At 68.1% G+C, this 14,221-nt stretch carries 10 protein-coding genes and 5 pseudogenes; 11 read left to right on the top strand and 4 right to left on the bottom strand.

What is annotated here, in order from left to right; translation table 11 throughout:
• Positions 1-18: 18 nt before the first annotated feature.
• Positions 19-636: an SUKH-4 family immunity protein gene (locus ABZ865_RS39510; RefSeq protein WP_361241504.1), complete on the top strand. Its 618-nt coding sequence runs from the start codon at positions 19-21 to the stop codon at positions 634-636.
• Positions 637-908: 272 nt separating this feature from the next.
• Here ABZ865_RS39510 and ABZ865_RS39505 read toward each other — a convergent pair whose 3' ends face one another.
• Positions 909-2,216, bottom strand: a complete 1,308-nt coding sequence (locus ABZ865_RS39505; RefSeq protein ID WP_361241501.1) for an MFS transporter — start codon at positions 2,214-2,216, stop codon at positions 909-911.
• A gap of 127 nt (positions 2,217-2,343) precedes the next feature.
• Here ABZ865_RS39505 and ABZ865_RS39500 point away from each other — a divergent pair.
• Positions 2,344-3,719: pseudogene (locus ABZ865_RS39500) on the top strand (IS1380 family transposase).
• A gap of 839 nt (positions 3,720-4,558) precedes the next feature.
• On the opposite strand, the gene ABZ865_RS39495 reads toward ABZ865_RS39500, so the two are convergent.
• Positions 4,559-4,777 (bottom strand): hypothetical protein, encoded by a 219-nt coding sequence (locus ABZ865_RS39495; protein ID WP_361241498.1) that lies wholly within the window; start codon positions 4,775-4,777, stop codon positions 4,559-4,561.
• A 58-nt stretch (positions 4,778-4,835) separates the two neighbouring features.
• Between ABZ865_RS39495 and ABZ865_RS39490 the strand changes: the two genes are divergently transcribed.
• The gene (locus tag ABZ865_RS39490; RefSeq protein WP_361241496.1) at positions 4,836-5,360 is read left to right on the top strand and encodes a GNAT family N-acetyltransferase; all 525 of its coding nucleotides are present in this window, start codon (positions 4,836-4,838) and stop codon (positions 5,358-5,360) included.
• A 192-nt stretch (positions 5,361-5,552) separates the two neighbouring features.
• On the opposite strand, the pseudogene ABZ865_RS39485 reads toward ABZ865_RS39490, so the two are convergent.
• Positions 5,553-5,735, bottom strand: a pseudogene (locus ABZ865_RS39485) (transposase); the annotation flags it as partial.
• 37 nt (positions 5,736-5,772) lie between these two features.
• Between ABZ865_RS39485 and ABZ865_RS39480 the strand changes: the two are divergent.
• The 3 genes and pseudogenes from ABZ865_RS39480 (at position 5,773) to ABZ865_RS39470 (ending at position 7,970) form a co-directional block, all read left to right on the top strand.
• The gene (locus ABZ865_RS39480) at positions 5,773-6,252 is read left to right on the top strand and encodes an XRE family transcriptional regulator (protein WP_361241643.1); all 480 of its coding nucleotides are present in this window, start codon (positions 5,773-5,775) and stop codon (positions 6,250-6,252) included.
• A gap of 431 nt (positions 6,253-6,683) precedes the next feature.
• Positions 6,684-6,932, top strand: a pseudogene (locus tag ABZ865_RS39475) (transposase); the annotation flags it as partial.
• An 84-nt stretch (positions 6,933-7,016) separates the two neighbouring features.
• Positions 7,017-7,970: a MerR family transcriptional regulator gene (locus ABZ865_RS39470; RefSeq protein WP_361241493.1), complete on the top strand. Its 954-nt coding sequence runs from the start codon at positions 7,017-7,019 to the stop codon at positions 7,968-7,970.
• Positions 7,971-8,009: 39 nt separating this feature from the next.
• Here ABZ865_RS39470 and ABZ865_RS39465 read toward each other — a convergent pair.
• Positions 8,010-8,687: pseudogene (locus tag ABZ865_RS39465) on the bottom strand (IS256 family transposase); the annotation flags it as partial.
• A gap of 889 nt (positions 8,688-9,576) precedes the next feature.
• Here ABZ865_RS39465 and ABZ865_RS39460 point away from each other — a divergent pair.
• From ABZ865_RS39460 to ABZ865_RS39440, 5 genes and pseudogenes are all read left to right on the top strand, one after another.
• Positions 9,577-10,680, top strand: a complete 1,104-nt coding sequence (locus ABZ865_RS39460; protein WP_361241490.1) for a hypothetical protein — start codon at positions 9,577-9,579, stop codon at positions 10,678-10,680.
• Between the two features lie 582 nt (positions 10,681-11,262).
• The gene (locus ABZ865_RS39455; RefSeq protein ID WP_361241640.1) at positions 11,263-12,138 is read left to right on the top strand and encodes a metallophosphoesterase; all 876 of its coding nucleotides are present in this window, start codon (positions 11,263-11,265) and stop codon (positions 12,136-12,138) included.
• 196 nt (positions 12,139-12,334) lie between these two features.
• Positions 12,335-12,871, top strand: coding sequence for a DUF6000 family protein (locus ABZ865_RS39450; RefSeq protein ID WP_361241487.1), 537 nt, complete (start codon positions 12,335-12,337; stop codon positions 12,869-12,871).
• Positions 12,781-13,455, top strand: a pseudogene (locus ABZ865_RS39445) (IS256 family transposase); the annotation flags it as partial. The gene ABZ865_RS39450 and the pseudogene ABZ865_RS39445, both read left to right, overlap by 91 nt.
• Complete coding sequence (locus ABZ865_RS39440) at positions 13,452-13,889, top strand: VOC family protein (protein ID WP_361241484.1); 438 nt, start codon at positions 13,452-13,454, stop codon at positions 13,887-13,889. The pseudogene ABZ865_RS39445 and the gene ABZ865_RS39440, both read left to right, overlap by 4 nt.
• Positions 13,890-14,221: the final 332 nt, after the last annotated feature.

The following is a 14,221-nucleotide window of genomic DNA, read 5'->3' as shown; positions in this document are numbered from 1 at the left end:
GAGTTCGGAGTTCCGGCAGTGCTTTTCGACGTCACCCGCAGCGAACTCGCCGACATCTTCGGCAAGAACCGGATCGCGACCCTGCCCGCCACCGCCTTCCCGCCCTCCACCGCGGACACCGAGGGCGCCCGCCTCCTGCAGACCGTCGGCGTCCCCACCGGGACTCTCTGGCTGCGTCAGCCCGACGAGGCCGACGGCCTGCTGCCCCTCGTCCAAGACGTCGTCGACGCCGAGAACTTCGAGGACGCCTCAAAAGACGCGGGTGACTGGCCCGTCATCGGCTGGCTGCTCAACGCGCACCTCGCCCTCGACCCCGTATCCGGCAAGGTGTACGCCTTCGACCCCGACGAGGAGACCGTGCAGGAACTCCACACGGACGTCTCCTCCCTCGTCCAGGTCACCCTCCGGTTCCAGCGGCTGCTCGAAGAGTTCACGTTCAGCGGCAGCGACGGCGACGAGGAAGCCGACTTCGAGCGCCTGGACGGCGAGGTCGATCGCATCCGTGAGGAGACGAGCAACATCGACCCGCTCCCCTTCCAGGACGACGAGACCCTCTGGTCGGTAGTGGGCGAGGAGATCGCCATGGGCCAGCGCTTCAAAGGCAACAGCCCAAAAGCCCACTCGCTCTACGGGTGATCGCCGACCGATGTCGCCCACCCACCGCGCCGTGGGCGCGGTGCGCAGACCGCCCTTCATGCAGACCGGTCTCCTCCTCGACCTGCCCGACCAGCTCCCACTCTGCCTGGCCCCGGCCTAGCCTCGGTCTTTCGCCATGTCTGTTGTCCAGCGGGCGCTGGACCCATGAAGAGTGGCTCCTGACCTGCAAGGGGTGACGTCAGCCGAAGGTCCTCGACGCCCTCTGAACAGAGCACTTCGCAGGTGACTGTGGGGAAAGCTGTGCGGGCTCGTTACGGGAGCCGGGCAGGCTGTTGAGGAGTATCGGGGTTTGCCCGGTGGTCCATGTGGCGCCAGGACGGGAAGACCATGGGACAGATCGTCACCATCAGGTATGTCACCCCGAAGGCCAGGAGCGCCGTCGTCAAACCTGCTCTGTCCACCAGATATCCGCAGATGAGCCCGCCGAGTGGTGTCGCCAGCAGCACCCCGGCCGCCAGGACACCCATCACGCGGCTACGGAGAGCATTTGGCACGGTCTCATACAGCAGTGTCGACAGGATCGGGTTGAGTACCCCGGCACCGATACCGGCGAGAACCAGTGTCACGGCCAAGGGCGCGAGGCCGGGGGCGAAGGCGGCTACCAGCATGCGTGGGAATCCACTCAGGATGAAGCACAGGGTGAACACCGGCCAGCGGGGCAGTCTGTGTCCCAGTGCTGCGTAGAGCAGCGATCCGCCGAGCGCGCCTGCGGAGAACAGGCCGGCGAGAAGTCCCAGATCGACCGAGCCGCCCAGATCGCGTGTTGCGTGCACGGGCAGCAGTACCGCGCTCCATCCCTGGTCCAGACCGTTGGTGACCAGCAGGACGAGGGTGAGAGCGAGCAGCAGGCGTGCACGGATCAAGAAGGCCAACCCTTCGCACAGCTCGGACCGGTACGTCCGCAGGCTTACCCTTGGTGAATCCCGTACTGGCCCGGCGGCGGGGATTCCACGTACCCCGAGTCCGATGAGCAGTGCCGAGATACCGAAGGTCGCGGCGTCCAGGAGCAGCACGGACTCCGCGCCCAGCAGCGCGATCAGGATGCCCCCGAGTGACGCGCCGAGCATCCGTGCCCCACGCGAGGCTCCCGTGTACAGGCTTGTGGCCCGCGTGAGGGGCATCCGAGCGCGGGTGGCGAGATCGGGTGTGAGGACGTTTCGGGCGGTCTCTCCGGGGGCGTGGAACAGTCCGTTCACCGCCATCAGCGCGCACAGTTCCCAGAAGCGCAGTACCCCGCCGTAGTGCAGAAACGGAATCGTTGCGATCGCGGCTCCGCACACAAGGTCGGATATCACCGATGCCCGCAGACGTCCGATCCGGTCGATCACCGGTCCGCCGACGAGTGCCGACACGACCAGTGGCAGCATTCCCCAGAAGGCCACCAGACCCGCCTTGGCGGCGCTGCCGGTGGTCTGCAGTACGAACCAGGGCACGCCGATACCGGCCAGGGAGTTCCCGGCGATCGAGATGACATTCGCGGCCAACACAAATCCGAGTGACCACCGGTCCGGGCTGGACTCTGCTTGGCCAGCGAGCCCTGCGGGGGCCTGGGCGGTCATCCGGCTTCTCCGTGTGAAGTCGTGGGCGGTTGCTTTGGAGGCCACGAAAATGAACGAGGAGCACGTCTGATCTGGACAATGGGACTCGTCCAGGGTCCGGTTCGCTGTCAGGAAAGTGCATCCTCGGGTGAAGAAGAGTAGCGGGTCCTACCCGCGCGTCCGTGTTGAGGGCGACGGTCGTGGAGTGGTCTCGCAGGCCGGTGCGGTGCTGCTGATCGAGACGGTCCGCAAGTCCGGTCTGGATGAGGCGATATCGGCGGCCCTGACGCCGTGGCGCAAGCCGCGAGCGGTGCACGATCCGGGCAAGATCCTGCTGGATGTGGCGCTCGCGGTGGCACTGGGCGGGGACTGCCTGGCTGATGTGGGCATGCTGCGGGCCGAACCGGCCGTGTTCGGGCCGGTGGCCTCCGACCCGACGGCATCCCAGCTGATCAGCAAGCTGGCGTCGGGCGGACATCGGGTCCTGGCCGCGCTGCGCACCGCCCGCGCCGAAGTACGCGAACACGTATTGCGGTTGGCCGGTGACACAGCACCGGACACCGACGGGTAGCTGATCGTGGACATCGACGGCGTCCTCGTTCTGGCGCACTCCGAGAAAGGGACGCCGCCGCGACCTGGAAGAAGACGTTCGGCCACCACCCGCTGATGGGGTTCGTCGACCACGGCCGCGGCGGGTCCGGTGAGCCGGTCGTGGGCATGCTACGGCCCGGTAACGCGGGCTCCAACACCGCCGCGGACCACATCGAGGCCACCAGGCTGGCCCTGGCCCAGCTGCCCAAACGGCTCCGGCGCGGCCGGCAGACGCTGATCCGTACCGACTCCGGCGGCGGCACCCACGAGTTCGTCGCCTGGCTCGCCCAGCGCGGAAGGTGGCTGTCGTACTCGGTCGGCATGACCATCACCGACGCCGTCCACCAGGCCGTCCTGAAGGTCCCGGCCTCGGCCTGGACACCGGCCACGGAACCCGACGGGGACATCCGCGACGGTGCCTGGGTCGCCGAGCTCGCCGGCGACTGCCTGACCGGCTGGCCGAAGGGGCTACGGCTGATCGTGCGAAAGGAACGGCCGCACCCCGGCGCCCAGCTGCGCTTCACCGACGCCGACGGCATGCGGTTGACCTGCTTCGCCACCAACACTGTCGGCGAGGTGATCACCGCCCTCGAACTGCGCCACCGCCAGCGGGCCCGGGCCGAGGACCGCATCCGCGCCGCCCGCGCCACCGGCCTGCGCAACCTCCCCCTCCACGACACAGCACAGAACCAGATCTGGCTGGAGATCATCCAGATCGCACTCGACCTGCTCGCCTGGATGCCCCTGCTCGCCCTGACCGGCGCCGCCCGGCTCTGGGAGCCCCGCCGCCTGAGGCTTCAGCTGTTCTCCACCGCCGCTCAACTTGTCACCACCGGCCGCCGCCGCTACCTCCGCCTCGCCAGGCACTGGCCCTGGACCGACGTGATCACCGATGCCCTGGACCGGCTCCACGCCCTCCCGAACCCCGGCTGACCAGCAGTGTTCCGTCCCCGCGAGCAGCACCCACCCCGACCGGAGCCGTGGAACCCGGCGCACACCCGACGCGACAGTCGGGCGCTCAACCTGCCCAGACTCCAAAAACCCCCACCAGCACTCACCACAAAGGGTCAGTCAGCAAGCTGACGGACCCTCATGAGGGATCGAGGCTAGATGATCAATTCCAAGGGGTGAGAGCAGCGAGCTGACGGCTACGATCAGGCATGAGATGTGGGGGCTTTGGGGAGGGCGGCCTGTGGGTGGCATGGCGGGTCTCGGACGCCGGGGGACGCTCGCACTCGGAGCGGTGACGCTGCTTGCGGCGTGTACGGCACATACGAAGAGCGCAGATGGCGCCAGGGTCCGCACCGACCTGGAGCCTCTGGAACGTAGGTTCGCTGGACTCGGCCCGCTATCAGGTGCGCACTGGCTCGGCATCGCACTGGGCACCGATTCGCGGGGGTCCGTTCCGGGCCCCACCGATGTGCGCGTCGTGGGAACCGCCCAGCTGAGAGCGGGTGCCGGTGCCGCCATCACGGGGACGTCGCAGCGGGGCTTTCAGCCAGAGGTACCAACTCAACTTCCCGAGAAACTCGTTGAGTTCCTACCCAAGGATGCACGGTGGGTTCGGAGTGATTCCTTCGACCATGACATGACGGCTGGGACGTACATCGGCGCGTTCTATCTCGATCCAGGCACGGACACGGTCTACTTCGACACGACCAATCCGAGTGTTCCCGTCAGCTCCGGACCGTGATAGTCCCTCGTTCTTCCTGCGGAGCCGCGGCGAAGGCGTCCAACGTCAGTGTATGACGACCGAATTGGACACCCCCCGGCTACCGCACTTGCTGAGGGCTGCTCCGCAGCTCGCTCCGTGGCGGCCGAAGATCGGGATCGCGCCGCGGCTGAGCGACGCCGAACCGGTGACGCAGGTCCTGCTCGGTTTCACCTCCGAGCCGAGATGGCTGCGTCAGGAACGAGCCGTCCAGTTCCCAGGGCGGGAGAGGACAGTCGATCAGAGCGGCTTCGAGTTCGCTCGGGATGTCGATGAACACGCGGAGCTTCCTTGCGGCCGGCCGATGCAGGTGCGGACGCCTGTGCGAAGATCGCGGCGTGAACGATCTACGCTTCCGTCTCGCTGACGACGCCGACGTTGCGACTGTGGTGCGTCTGCGCGACGACGCTGCCCGCTGGATGCTTGCCCAGGGCGTCACTGGTCAGTGGCAGCCTGGTGAGCTGGGCGGGGACCACTTCCGCCGCGTCATGGAGAGCGGGGAGGTGTGGGTCGCGGAGGCTGCCGATCGTATGGTCGGGGCCTGGGAGCTGTGGTGGGAGGACGAGGACGCCTGGGGGCCGCAACCGCCGACCGCCGGCTATGTGCACCGGCTGATGGTGGACCACAGCCGTGTCCCGTCCGGGACAGGTCGGCAGCTTCTGCGAGCCGCGGAGCGCCGCGTGGCTGAGGCAGGCCGAGAGCTGGTGCGGCTGGACTGCCTGGCCGGCAACGCACGCCTGAACGCTTACTACCTCAACGCCGGCTACCAGGTTGTCGGGCACAAGGAGGGCAAGCCGCAGCCCGGCGGTACGCCCAAGTCGTTCACGCTCCTCGAAAAGGCCATACGGGACAGCGGGGAATAGGAATCGCCTGCTCTCGCCCTGATCGGACGGGAGCAGCGAGATACCCGGGTTGCCTCGGTGCGTGGTCAGCGTCGTCCGGCAGCCCTCTGGGCTGCCGGGGTTCGGGTCAGGCGTCGGGTCATCAGGGTGCTGAGAGACCAGGTCAGGTGGGCTTCGCCATGTTGCGGGAGGCGTTCGTAGTCGCGGACGTTGCATTTCGCGGGCGGCATCGCGGTCCGTCATGTCCGCGCGGGTCACCATGATCATCACGGGTAGGCCCTTGGTGTCGACGGCGATGTGTCTCTTGCGGCCGTTGATTTTCTTCCCGGCGTCGTAGCCGCGGGTGGCTTTCGAGACGGTGTCGGCGGCTTTCACCGACGGCGAGTCAACGATCAGGGTCACGGGATAGGGGCACCGGCCGAGGTTCGTGCGGATCCGGCGCCGCAGCTGGTCACGAATCCAGGCCACCAAGCCGGTCGCCCAGATGCTGCGCATCTCCCAGCGCACCGTAGAGCGATACGTCAAAGACCAGATTAAAAGGCCCCGTCCGGACCTCGCTGCCCGCCTGGAGAACGAGGTGAAAAAGCGCCGGCAGCCACAGATCCGGGCCAAGGCGTGGCAGAAGGCTGCGACCACCGGCGGCATCGTCATCGACACCCGCGCCCCGATCGGCTACACCGCGCCGATCGGCACGACGGACGAAGACCGGCTCCGTCACCTCACCGTCGCGCTGCCGCCGCAGTACGCCGCCCGCCTCTTCGACGCCCAGGAGCAGGGCGCCAGCGACCAGCAGCTCCAGCAGATCGCCGCCGACGCACTCAAGGAGGTGTACTTCCAGGACAACGCCCGTCGCGCCGGCCAATTGGATGAGGTCCGCTTCACCGACATCGAGCACCTTGAGTTCGACCTGTAGATCCCCAACAGCCGCAGACCCCGCCGACGGCTGGAGTTGGTGCCAGAGGATGCTCTGCTTGCGGGCCCAGCGCTGGAGTTCGGGCGGAAGGGGCTGGTCTGCGGGAGGTTCTGCTTCAGTCCAGCCACGACACCATGGTGAATCGCCTGGACGCAGTGCTGGATGCAGAAGCCGGACTCGCCGCGGTGCTCCCGGGAAACAGGTCCTGCCGAAGTCTGGCCGGAGCCGGTCCCTTCCCTGCCGCAGGAGTCCGCGATGGAACAACTCCTGATGAGGGTCAGCCCTCGGATCCGAATGGCGCTGCGGGTGCACCCGGACGTCGTGGCGGGGTGCGAGGCTCTAGGACGGGTATCGGGTTGTGATCAGCTTGCGGGATGTGCCCTCGCGGTCGTGCCTGATCCGGCAGATCTTGGTGTGCGACGCGAGTACAACTGACAGACGCCGAGTGGGAGTTCATTGAGCCGTACCTGCCGATCGGTGAGTACGGCCCGTACCCCGAGCGGCTGCGCCGGCAGTTCGAGGGCGTGATCTGGCGGTTTCGGACGGGCGGCCAGTGGCGGGAGATGCCGCAGGAGTTCGGCGCCTGGTCGACTGTCCACAACCGCTTCCGGCAGTGGAGGGATGCTGGGGTTTTCGAGGCCCTGCTGGAGGGCGTGATTACGGAAGCCGCGAAGCGGGAGTAATTGTCAATACCTGTGGATTGGTGAACCAGCGGGGAGAGGGAGGCTTGAGTCTCCCGTAAGGGGAGGCGCGAGAGTGAGGGCATGGACGGCGACACACTCTTCACGATCGGTGACCTGGCCCGGCGGACCGGGCTGACGGTCAAGACCATCCGGTTCTACTCCGACACCGGGATCGTGCCGCCGACAGACCGCAGCCCGGCTGGCTACCGGCTCTACGACATCGGCGCGCTCACGCGTCTGGATCTGGTGCGCACCCTGCGTGACCTGGGACTCGACCTTGCCGTCATCCGGCAGGTGCTGGACCGGGAGGTCTCGGTGCCCGAGGTCGCGGCCGCACACGCCGATGCCCTGGAGGTGCAGATCCGCACTCTGCGACTGCGGCGCGCTGTGTTGCGCGCGGTGGCCAAACGCGGCTCCAGCCCCGAGGAGATGGACCTCATGCACAAGCTCGCCAAGCTTTCCGACGACGAACGCCGGCGCCTGATCACCGATTTCATCGACGATACGTTCGGCGGACTCGACGCCAACGCCGACTTCGTGGACATGATGCGCTCGGCCATGCCAGAACTGCCGGACGACCCCGACCCCGAGCAGGTCGACGCCTGGGTGGAACTCGCCGAGCTCACCCAGGATCCCGACTTCCGCGCGGCCGTGCGCCGCATGGCGCAGTACCAGGCCGCCGAGCGCGCCCAAGGCGACCACACCGGCTTGCACCACGACCTCACCGAGACCGTCCGGGACAGCGTCGGCCGCGCGATCGATGCCGGCATCACCCCGGCCTCCGCCGAGGCCGCACCCGTCATCGACGCTCTCACCGCCCGCTATGCGCAGACCTTCAGCCGTGCCGACGACGCCGACCTGCGCCACTGGCTGCTGAGGCGCCTGGAGATCGCCGGCGACCCCCGCGCGGAACGCTACTGGCACCTGCTCGCAGTCATCAACGGATGGCCCGTCCCGCCCAGCCTGACTCCGGTGTTCGCGTGGTTCACGCAAGCCTTGCGCGCCAGTACCGGGCAGCCATCCCGCGTGGAGTAGTCCCGCGCCTGGCGGCCGGCCCGCTCCTCGCGGCTTCGATCAGGCCGCGAGGGCCTCGGGGCGTTCGACAAGGCGGCCGCCCTCGAAGCGGGCTCCGGCGCGGACGAGGGCGACGAGGTGGGGCGCGTTCACGGCCCGCCACCGCTGCTCGGCGGACTCAACGAGCTTGAAGACCATGGCCAGGGCGGCAATGCGGGAGCCGGCGCCGCGGGCGGCCTTGGTCCGCAGCCGGACGGTGGAGAAGGTCGACTCGATGGGGTTCGTGGTGCGCAGGTGGATCCAGTGCTCGGCCGGAAAGTCGTAGAACGCCAGCAGCTGGTCCTGGTCATCGATGATCTTTTTGACCGCCTTGGGGAACTTCGCACCGTAGAGCTTCTCGAATGTCTCGATCGCTCGTGCCGCGTGGTCACGGTCCTCGGCGTTGTAGATGTCCTGGATGGCCTTCTTCGCGCCGGGCTGCGCGGACTTCGGCATGGAGTCGAGGACGTTGGCTGTTTTGTGAACCCAGCACCTCTGCTCACGGGTGCCAGGGAACACCTCCGCGAGGGCCTTCCAGAAGCCCAGGGCACCGTCTCCGACCGCGAGGACCGGGGCACGCATGCCCCGGCGGGCGCAGTCGCGCAGCAGGTCGGCCCACGACTCGCCCGACTCACGGTAACCGTCCTTGAGCGCGACCAGCTCCTTGGAGCCGTCGGCACGGACCCCGATGAGGCCGACTCCATGGTGGTGGGTCGGCGTCCGCCGCAGCAGGCCACCACTGCTGTCGCCGTGGAGTCCCCGTCCTGCCCCGCCCAGCCTCCTGCTGCAATACGTGACCCGCCGCGGTCCAGTAGAACTCCACGCAGTCCAGGGCGGCATGGGCCGGCCGGCAGCGCGCAGTATCGATACTCATCGTGACAATCACGGCCAGACGGCTCCCCGCTAAGCGGCCGCCCGTGGAGAATCTGATCTGGCCGCCTATACAGGGCTGCATCCGTGCGTGAAGCGCCGGAAGCTCTGATGGCTGCATGCCTTCTCGCCCGCTTGTCGGCGCACCTCCGCGCCGATCCGTGCGCAGGCCGCCGTACGGCGGGGAATGTACCCAGCTCTCCACCCGTCTATGAGCGGTTGTCATGCGGATCACACCGTGCCGTGTCATCGGTGCTGTGCGTCTACTGCTGGCCGGCTGCTCATCCAGCTCGCCCTCCGGGGCGGACACCTCGGGCAAGGGCAGGTCCCCGGCACGGGAGGGGAGACCGAGTACGAGAGGTTGATCGGCCTGCAGTTCGGTGGTGGCTTTGTCTACGAGAACGGGCTCTGGCTCAACTTCTGTGAAGCGGCGCTGTGTTTGTTCGTCCTTGGGCCGGCACGCCCTCGCCGACGTGCCCCTTCTCGGCCGTCCGGACTGGGCGGCTGAGCAGCGACGGCCCACCACAGAAGTTGTGCCAGAGCCCGAGAACGGGCAGCAGGTGTTCACCACTTCGGGAGGCACTCGGCACATCGATGATTCGAACGGTGACGCTTCCCATCGTGACGGTGCACGGTTCCGTGCGGTGGAAGAAAAAACACGTTGGCCCGTCCGGCGCGGTGCTGCGAGGATGCCCTGCGTTTCTCCATCGGAGGATATTTGTTCGTTTTCGTGTGTGCTGGGTGTGGCGCCAGGCTGACCACCCCGCTGTCCCAGGTAGAGCTCCCGGCCCACGCCCATCAGAAGTACGGGAACGGGATTCAGCTCCCGGTTCTCATGGAGTCGGGCACGTTCGCCGTCGAACCGGGGCCCTGGGGGCACCCGTGGCGGAGGGGGGAGGAGATCGATCCAGGCGAGGCGGCAGCCCGAGGCATCCACGCTCCGGTCCACGCCCTGTCCGACGGCCCACCCCGCGCCATCGTCATCGCACCGGGGGACACCCGAGGCACCGTGCTCGTTCCGGAGCAAGCCGGCGGCTACTGCTGCGGCCTCGACTGGGGTGACGGCCCCAACATGGCTTGCGAGGCGTGCGGCCTGCCCGTGGCGAACCGCATCGACGACTGCTCACTCTGGCAGGCGGTCTGGCTCGCGCCGGACGCCGTGCACCGCCTCCGCGTCGACGCCGACACCGCAATCCTCTCCTGGGCGGAACTCTTGGTGGAGGGGAAGGCCACACCCCCGAGCGTGCCGATCACCAGATGGGGCTCGCTGCTCGGACTGGACCACTGGTGGTCATGGAGCCCGCAATGGGAGGCGGCAGCCGGCCGGGCGCTGGCCCACCTGCTGGCCGCCTCGGACGGCCGGCCGGTGGCTGTCCCCCACGGACTGGTCGCGGAAGTATTCCAACGCAGCCTCGACGCCCTGCTGCCCGCGGTCCAGCCGGCGCGGCGCGCCGTCCTGGCCGGACCCGGACTGCCAGCCCCCGATACGGACGTCGACATAGTCATCGTGCCGACCCACCCACAGACGGGGGAACTCTGGAGCCCGGCCGGCCCGACGGCATCGGCATACCCGGTGCCGCTGCCGTTCGGGGTGTGGATGTCGATGGCCTTCCCCGAGCAACACCTCCACCTCCCCACGTCAGGAACCATGCCAGACGGCGTGCTCCGCGACGACCCGCCCGCGCCGCGTCCCCACCACCTGTTTCGGGCCGACCCGGGAACTTTCCAGCACACGCTGGTCCGGTTGCCGGCCGTCCGCAGCCCGTGGCTGCGCGAGATCCTGGAGAACCTCACGCACCACATGCGCGCGGGTCTCTTCTAGGCAGTTTCGTTCGGATCATCTGATCGTTGGTCTGGATGTGCCGTTGACTGACGCGCATTGGGCGCGGATCGAGCCGTCACACCTGGCGGACACCCTGATCAGCTAGCCAACGCCGCGCCGCCTCCACGGCTTGCATCTCCATTCGAGAAGTATGACAAGCCTCGCAAGATCCGAACGAAACAGCCTAGCCGACTGGCAAGGGCGCCGGCATTCGCTCTTCGGCACGGCCGCAATCGAAGAGAGGCGGGCAGTGGCGCCTCCCGAAGTGGTGAACATCGCCGTCCGTTCTCGGGCTCTGGCACAACTTCTGTGGTGGGCCGTCGCTGCTCAGCCGCCCAGTCGGGCGACGGCCGAGAAGGGGCACGTCGGCTGGGGCGCGCCGGCGCGAGGACGAGCAAACACAGCGCCGCCTCACAGAAGTTGAGCCAGAACCCGAGATGGGACAGCAATTGTTCAGCACTTCGGACGGCATCGATCGCTGGCCTTTCGTGATCAGGGACAGTCGGGAACGGCCAGTGGGTGCCGACCGCATGACCACAAAACCCATGGCTCTGCGCGGGTACCGAAAGCTAGTTTCAGATGATGCGGATCTTGCATCTCTCTGACACTCATCTCGACCGCTCTGGCGGTCCCGACGCCGACGGGGCCGACGGCACTGCCGCACTCCGCTGCCTGCTTGCCGAACTGGGCCACCTTCACGACCTCGACGCAGTAGTGGTCACGGGCGATGTCGCGGACGACGGTTCTCGCGAGGCATATGCGCGGGCGCAGGGGCTCCTGTCCAGGTACGCCGGCCAACGAGGGGCGGACGTCTTCTACACGACGGGCAACCACGACGACCGCACCGCATTCGCCGACGTGCTCGGCAGCGGCCACGTCCAGCCCGAAGCGGTGTACGAGGGAGCGGCGGGTGAGCGAGCAGGGGCAAGCACCATCGACGGATGGCGGCTGATTACGCTGGACACGCTCGTTCCGGGCAAGGGTTACGGTCGACTGGACCGTGGTCAACTCGACTGGCTCCGCGAACTACTCAGCAGCCCGGCACCGTTGGGCACCGTCCTGGCCTTCCACCACCCGCCAGTCGCCCTGGACGTCGACGTCCAGCGGGCGCTGGGCTTGCAGAACGATGCAGACCTGGCCGAGACCATCCGTGGAACCGACGTCCAACTCATCTTGAGCGGGCACTTCCACCTGCAGATTCTGGGGCACCTGGAACAGGCAACCGTCTGGGTGACGCCCGGCGTCGCCAGCCGCATCGATCTGACGGCTCGGCCCGGCACCGAGCGCGCTGTCCACGGCCCGTCAGCCTCCCTTGTGCAGCTCGGAACACCCCACGGGCCACTTATCCACACGCTGCATGTCCGTGATCCGCGCATGGGTGAGACGGTCTACGAGGCCGACGAGGAGGAGATGCGCGAGGTCATCGAGAGGCTCGGCCCCGTGGTGAACCCGAACTGAGCCCAGGGCTCCGCTCCGCCTCCGTCTCTCCCGTCTCGGGATCACCGCAGGCGTATTCCGTCCCACGCCCTCAGCTGTGTGCTGGTTGCGAGAGGATGGGGTGGTGATCCGCCACGACCCTGAGATACAGGATCTGTTCCGCCGCTATTGCGCCCCTGCGCGGCACTGTCTGAAGCTTGGCGGAGCGGTACTTCGTATGCCGCGCGAGGAGTACGTGCCGTTCGTTCATGCCCTGGCCGCTGATGCGAGGGCTGTTTCCGACGCCGAGCTCACCACCCTCTTCGAAGGCAGCTGGCGAGAGCGGCGCACCGCGGCATGGCTCGCCGCCGTCTCGCGCCGTGATCACTTCCGCGAGCGTCTGGGAGCGCTGCTGCTGGAGAGCGAGGTCTGCTGCGCGGGTGGGGCCTACCGCGTGGCGCCGGCGAGTTTCGGCACCGCACGGGACGCCGACCTGCTCGCCGCCTGCCTGGATCGCTACCTGCGTCGGCCCGACCTCGCCTACGACCAGCCGACGGCCATGGGCGCCCTGGCGTACACCGACTCCGTCCTGCACGGCGACCGGGCCGGCCGCCTCCTCCAGGGGGGCGGCCTGTGGCGGCGTTCCAGGGCGCGCCCCACATGCTCGGCGATGACGGCATCTCCGTGCGTGTCGGCGTGCGCGCCGACGGCTCCAAGGAGCTGGTCGCCGTCGAGGACGGCTGCCGCGAGTCCGCCGAGTCATGGGCCGACCTGATGCGCGACTGTGGCCGCCGGGGCATGCGCGCCCCGGTCCTGGCGGTCGGCGACGGCGCCTTGGGCTTCTGGAAGGCCCTGGCCGAGGTGTTCCCCGAAACCCGCGAGCAGCGGTGCTGGGTTCATAAGACGGCCAATGTCCTGGACGCCATGCCGAAGTCCGCGCAGCCGGGCGCGAAGAAGGCGATCCAGGACATCTACAACGCCGAGGACAGCGGTCACGCCGAGGCGGCGATCAGGACAGTCGCCAAGCTCTACGGGGCGAAGTTTCCCAAGGCGGTCAAGAAGATCACCGATGACCAGGAGGAGGAGCTGGCGTTCTACGACTTCCCGGCCGAGCACTGGATCCACCTGCGGACCACGAACCCCATTGAGTCCACCGTCTCCACCGTCCGGCTGCGGACCAGGGTCACCCGTGGCGCCGGGGCCCGCGCCGCCGCGCTCGCGATGGTCTTCGAGCTCGGAGAGTCCGCCCAGGTGCGCCGGCGGGCCGTGAACGCACCCCACCTCGTCGCCCTCGTTCGGGCCGGAGCCCGCTTCGAACGCGGCCAGCTCGCCGAACGCGCCGAGGCGGTCGCCGCATGAGTCGGCCGTCGCACGGCACGCTGCATCACGTCGAGCTGTGGGTGCCGGACCTGCGTCGCGCGCTCGCCTCGCTCGGCTGGCTGCTGGAGGCGCTGGGCTACGCCCTCTTCCAGAGCTGGGACGGCGGCCGCAGCTGGCGGCTCGGGCCGACCTACCTGGTAATCGAGCAGTCGTCGGCCCTCACCGCCGAAAAGCACGACCGCTGCCGCCCGGGGCTGAACCACTTGGCCTTCCACGTCGAAGACGCCACCACGGTCGAGAAGCTGACCGCCGACGCCGCCCAGCACGGCTGGCACCTGATGTTCCCCGAACGGCATCCCTATGCCGGCGGCGGACAGCACTACGCCGCTTACCTGGAGAACGACGACGGCTTCGAAGTCGAACTCGTCGCGATCAACTCACCCGAACAAGATCAACCAATCCACAAGTCTTGACGATTACTCCAGGTCTCGCGGGCCCACTGCCGAGTGTCCTGAGGACGCCTCCCATGGGCGGTTCTGCGCTTTCGGACGGCGGCCATCCGGGTGACGACGGCCGCGTGGCGGGGCGAGGAACCCATCCCACCTGAAGCGACGCCGACCGTACGTCTGCCCAGATCCCCGCCCTGCGTGCCCGCTTTGGCACCCGCGTGGTCACCGCGCCACAGGGCAGGCCGTTTCCGCACAAGGCCATCGCCGCCAAGTTCCCCGCGGAATCCTGAGACCGCCGAAGCTGCAACCCTTGTCGTCCCGAAGGTGCCACCACGCCGCCGCCCGGAGTGACACTC

The organism is Streptomyces sp. NPDC047085, from assembly GCF_040643735.1.
Classification (GTDB): Bacteria; Actinomycetota; Actinomycetes; order Streptomycetales; family Streptomycetaceae; genus Streptomyces.
This window is presented reverse-complemented; position numbering and strand designations above follow the sequence as displayed.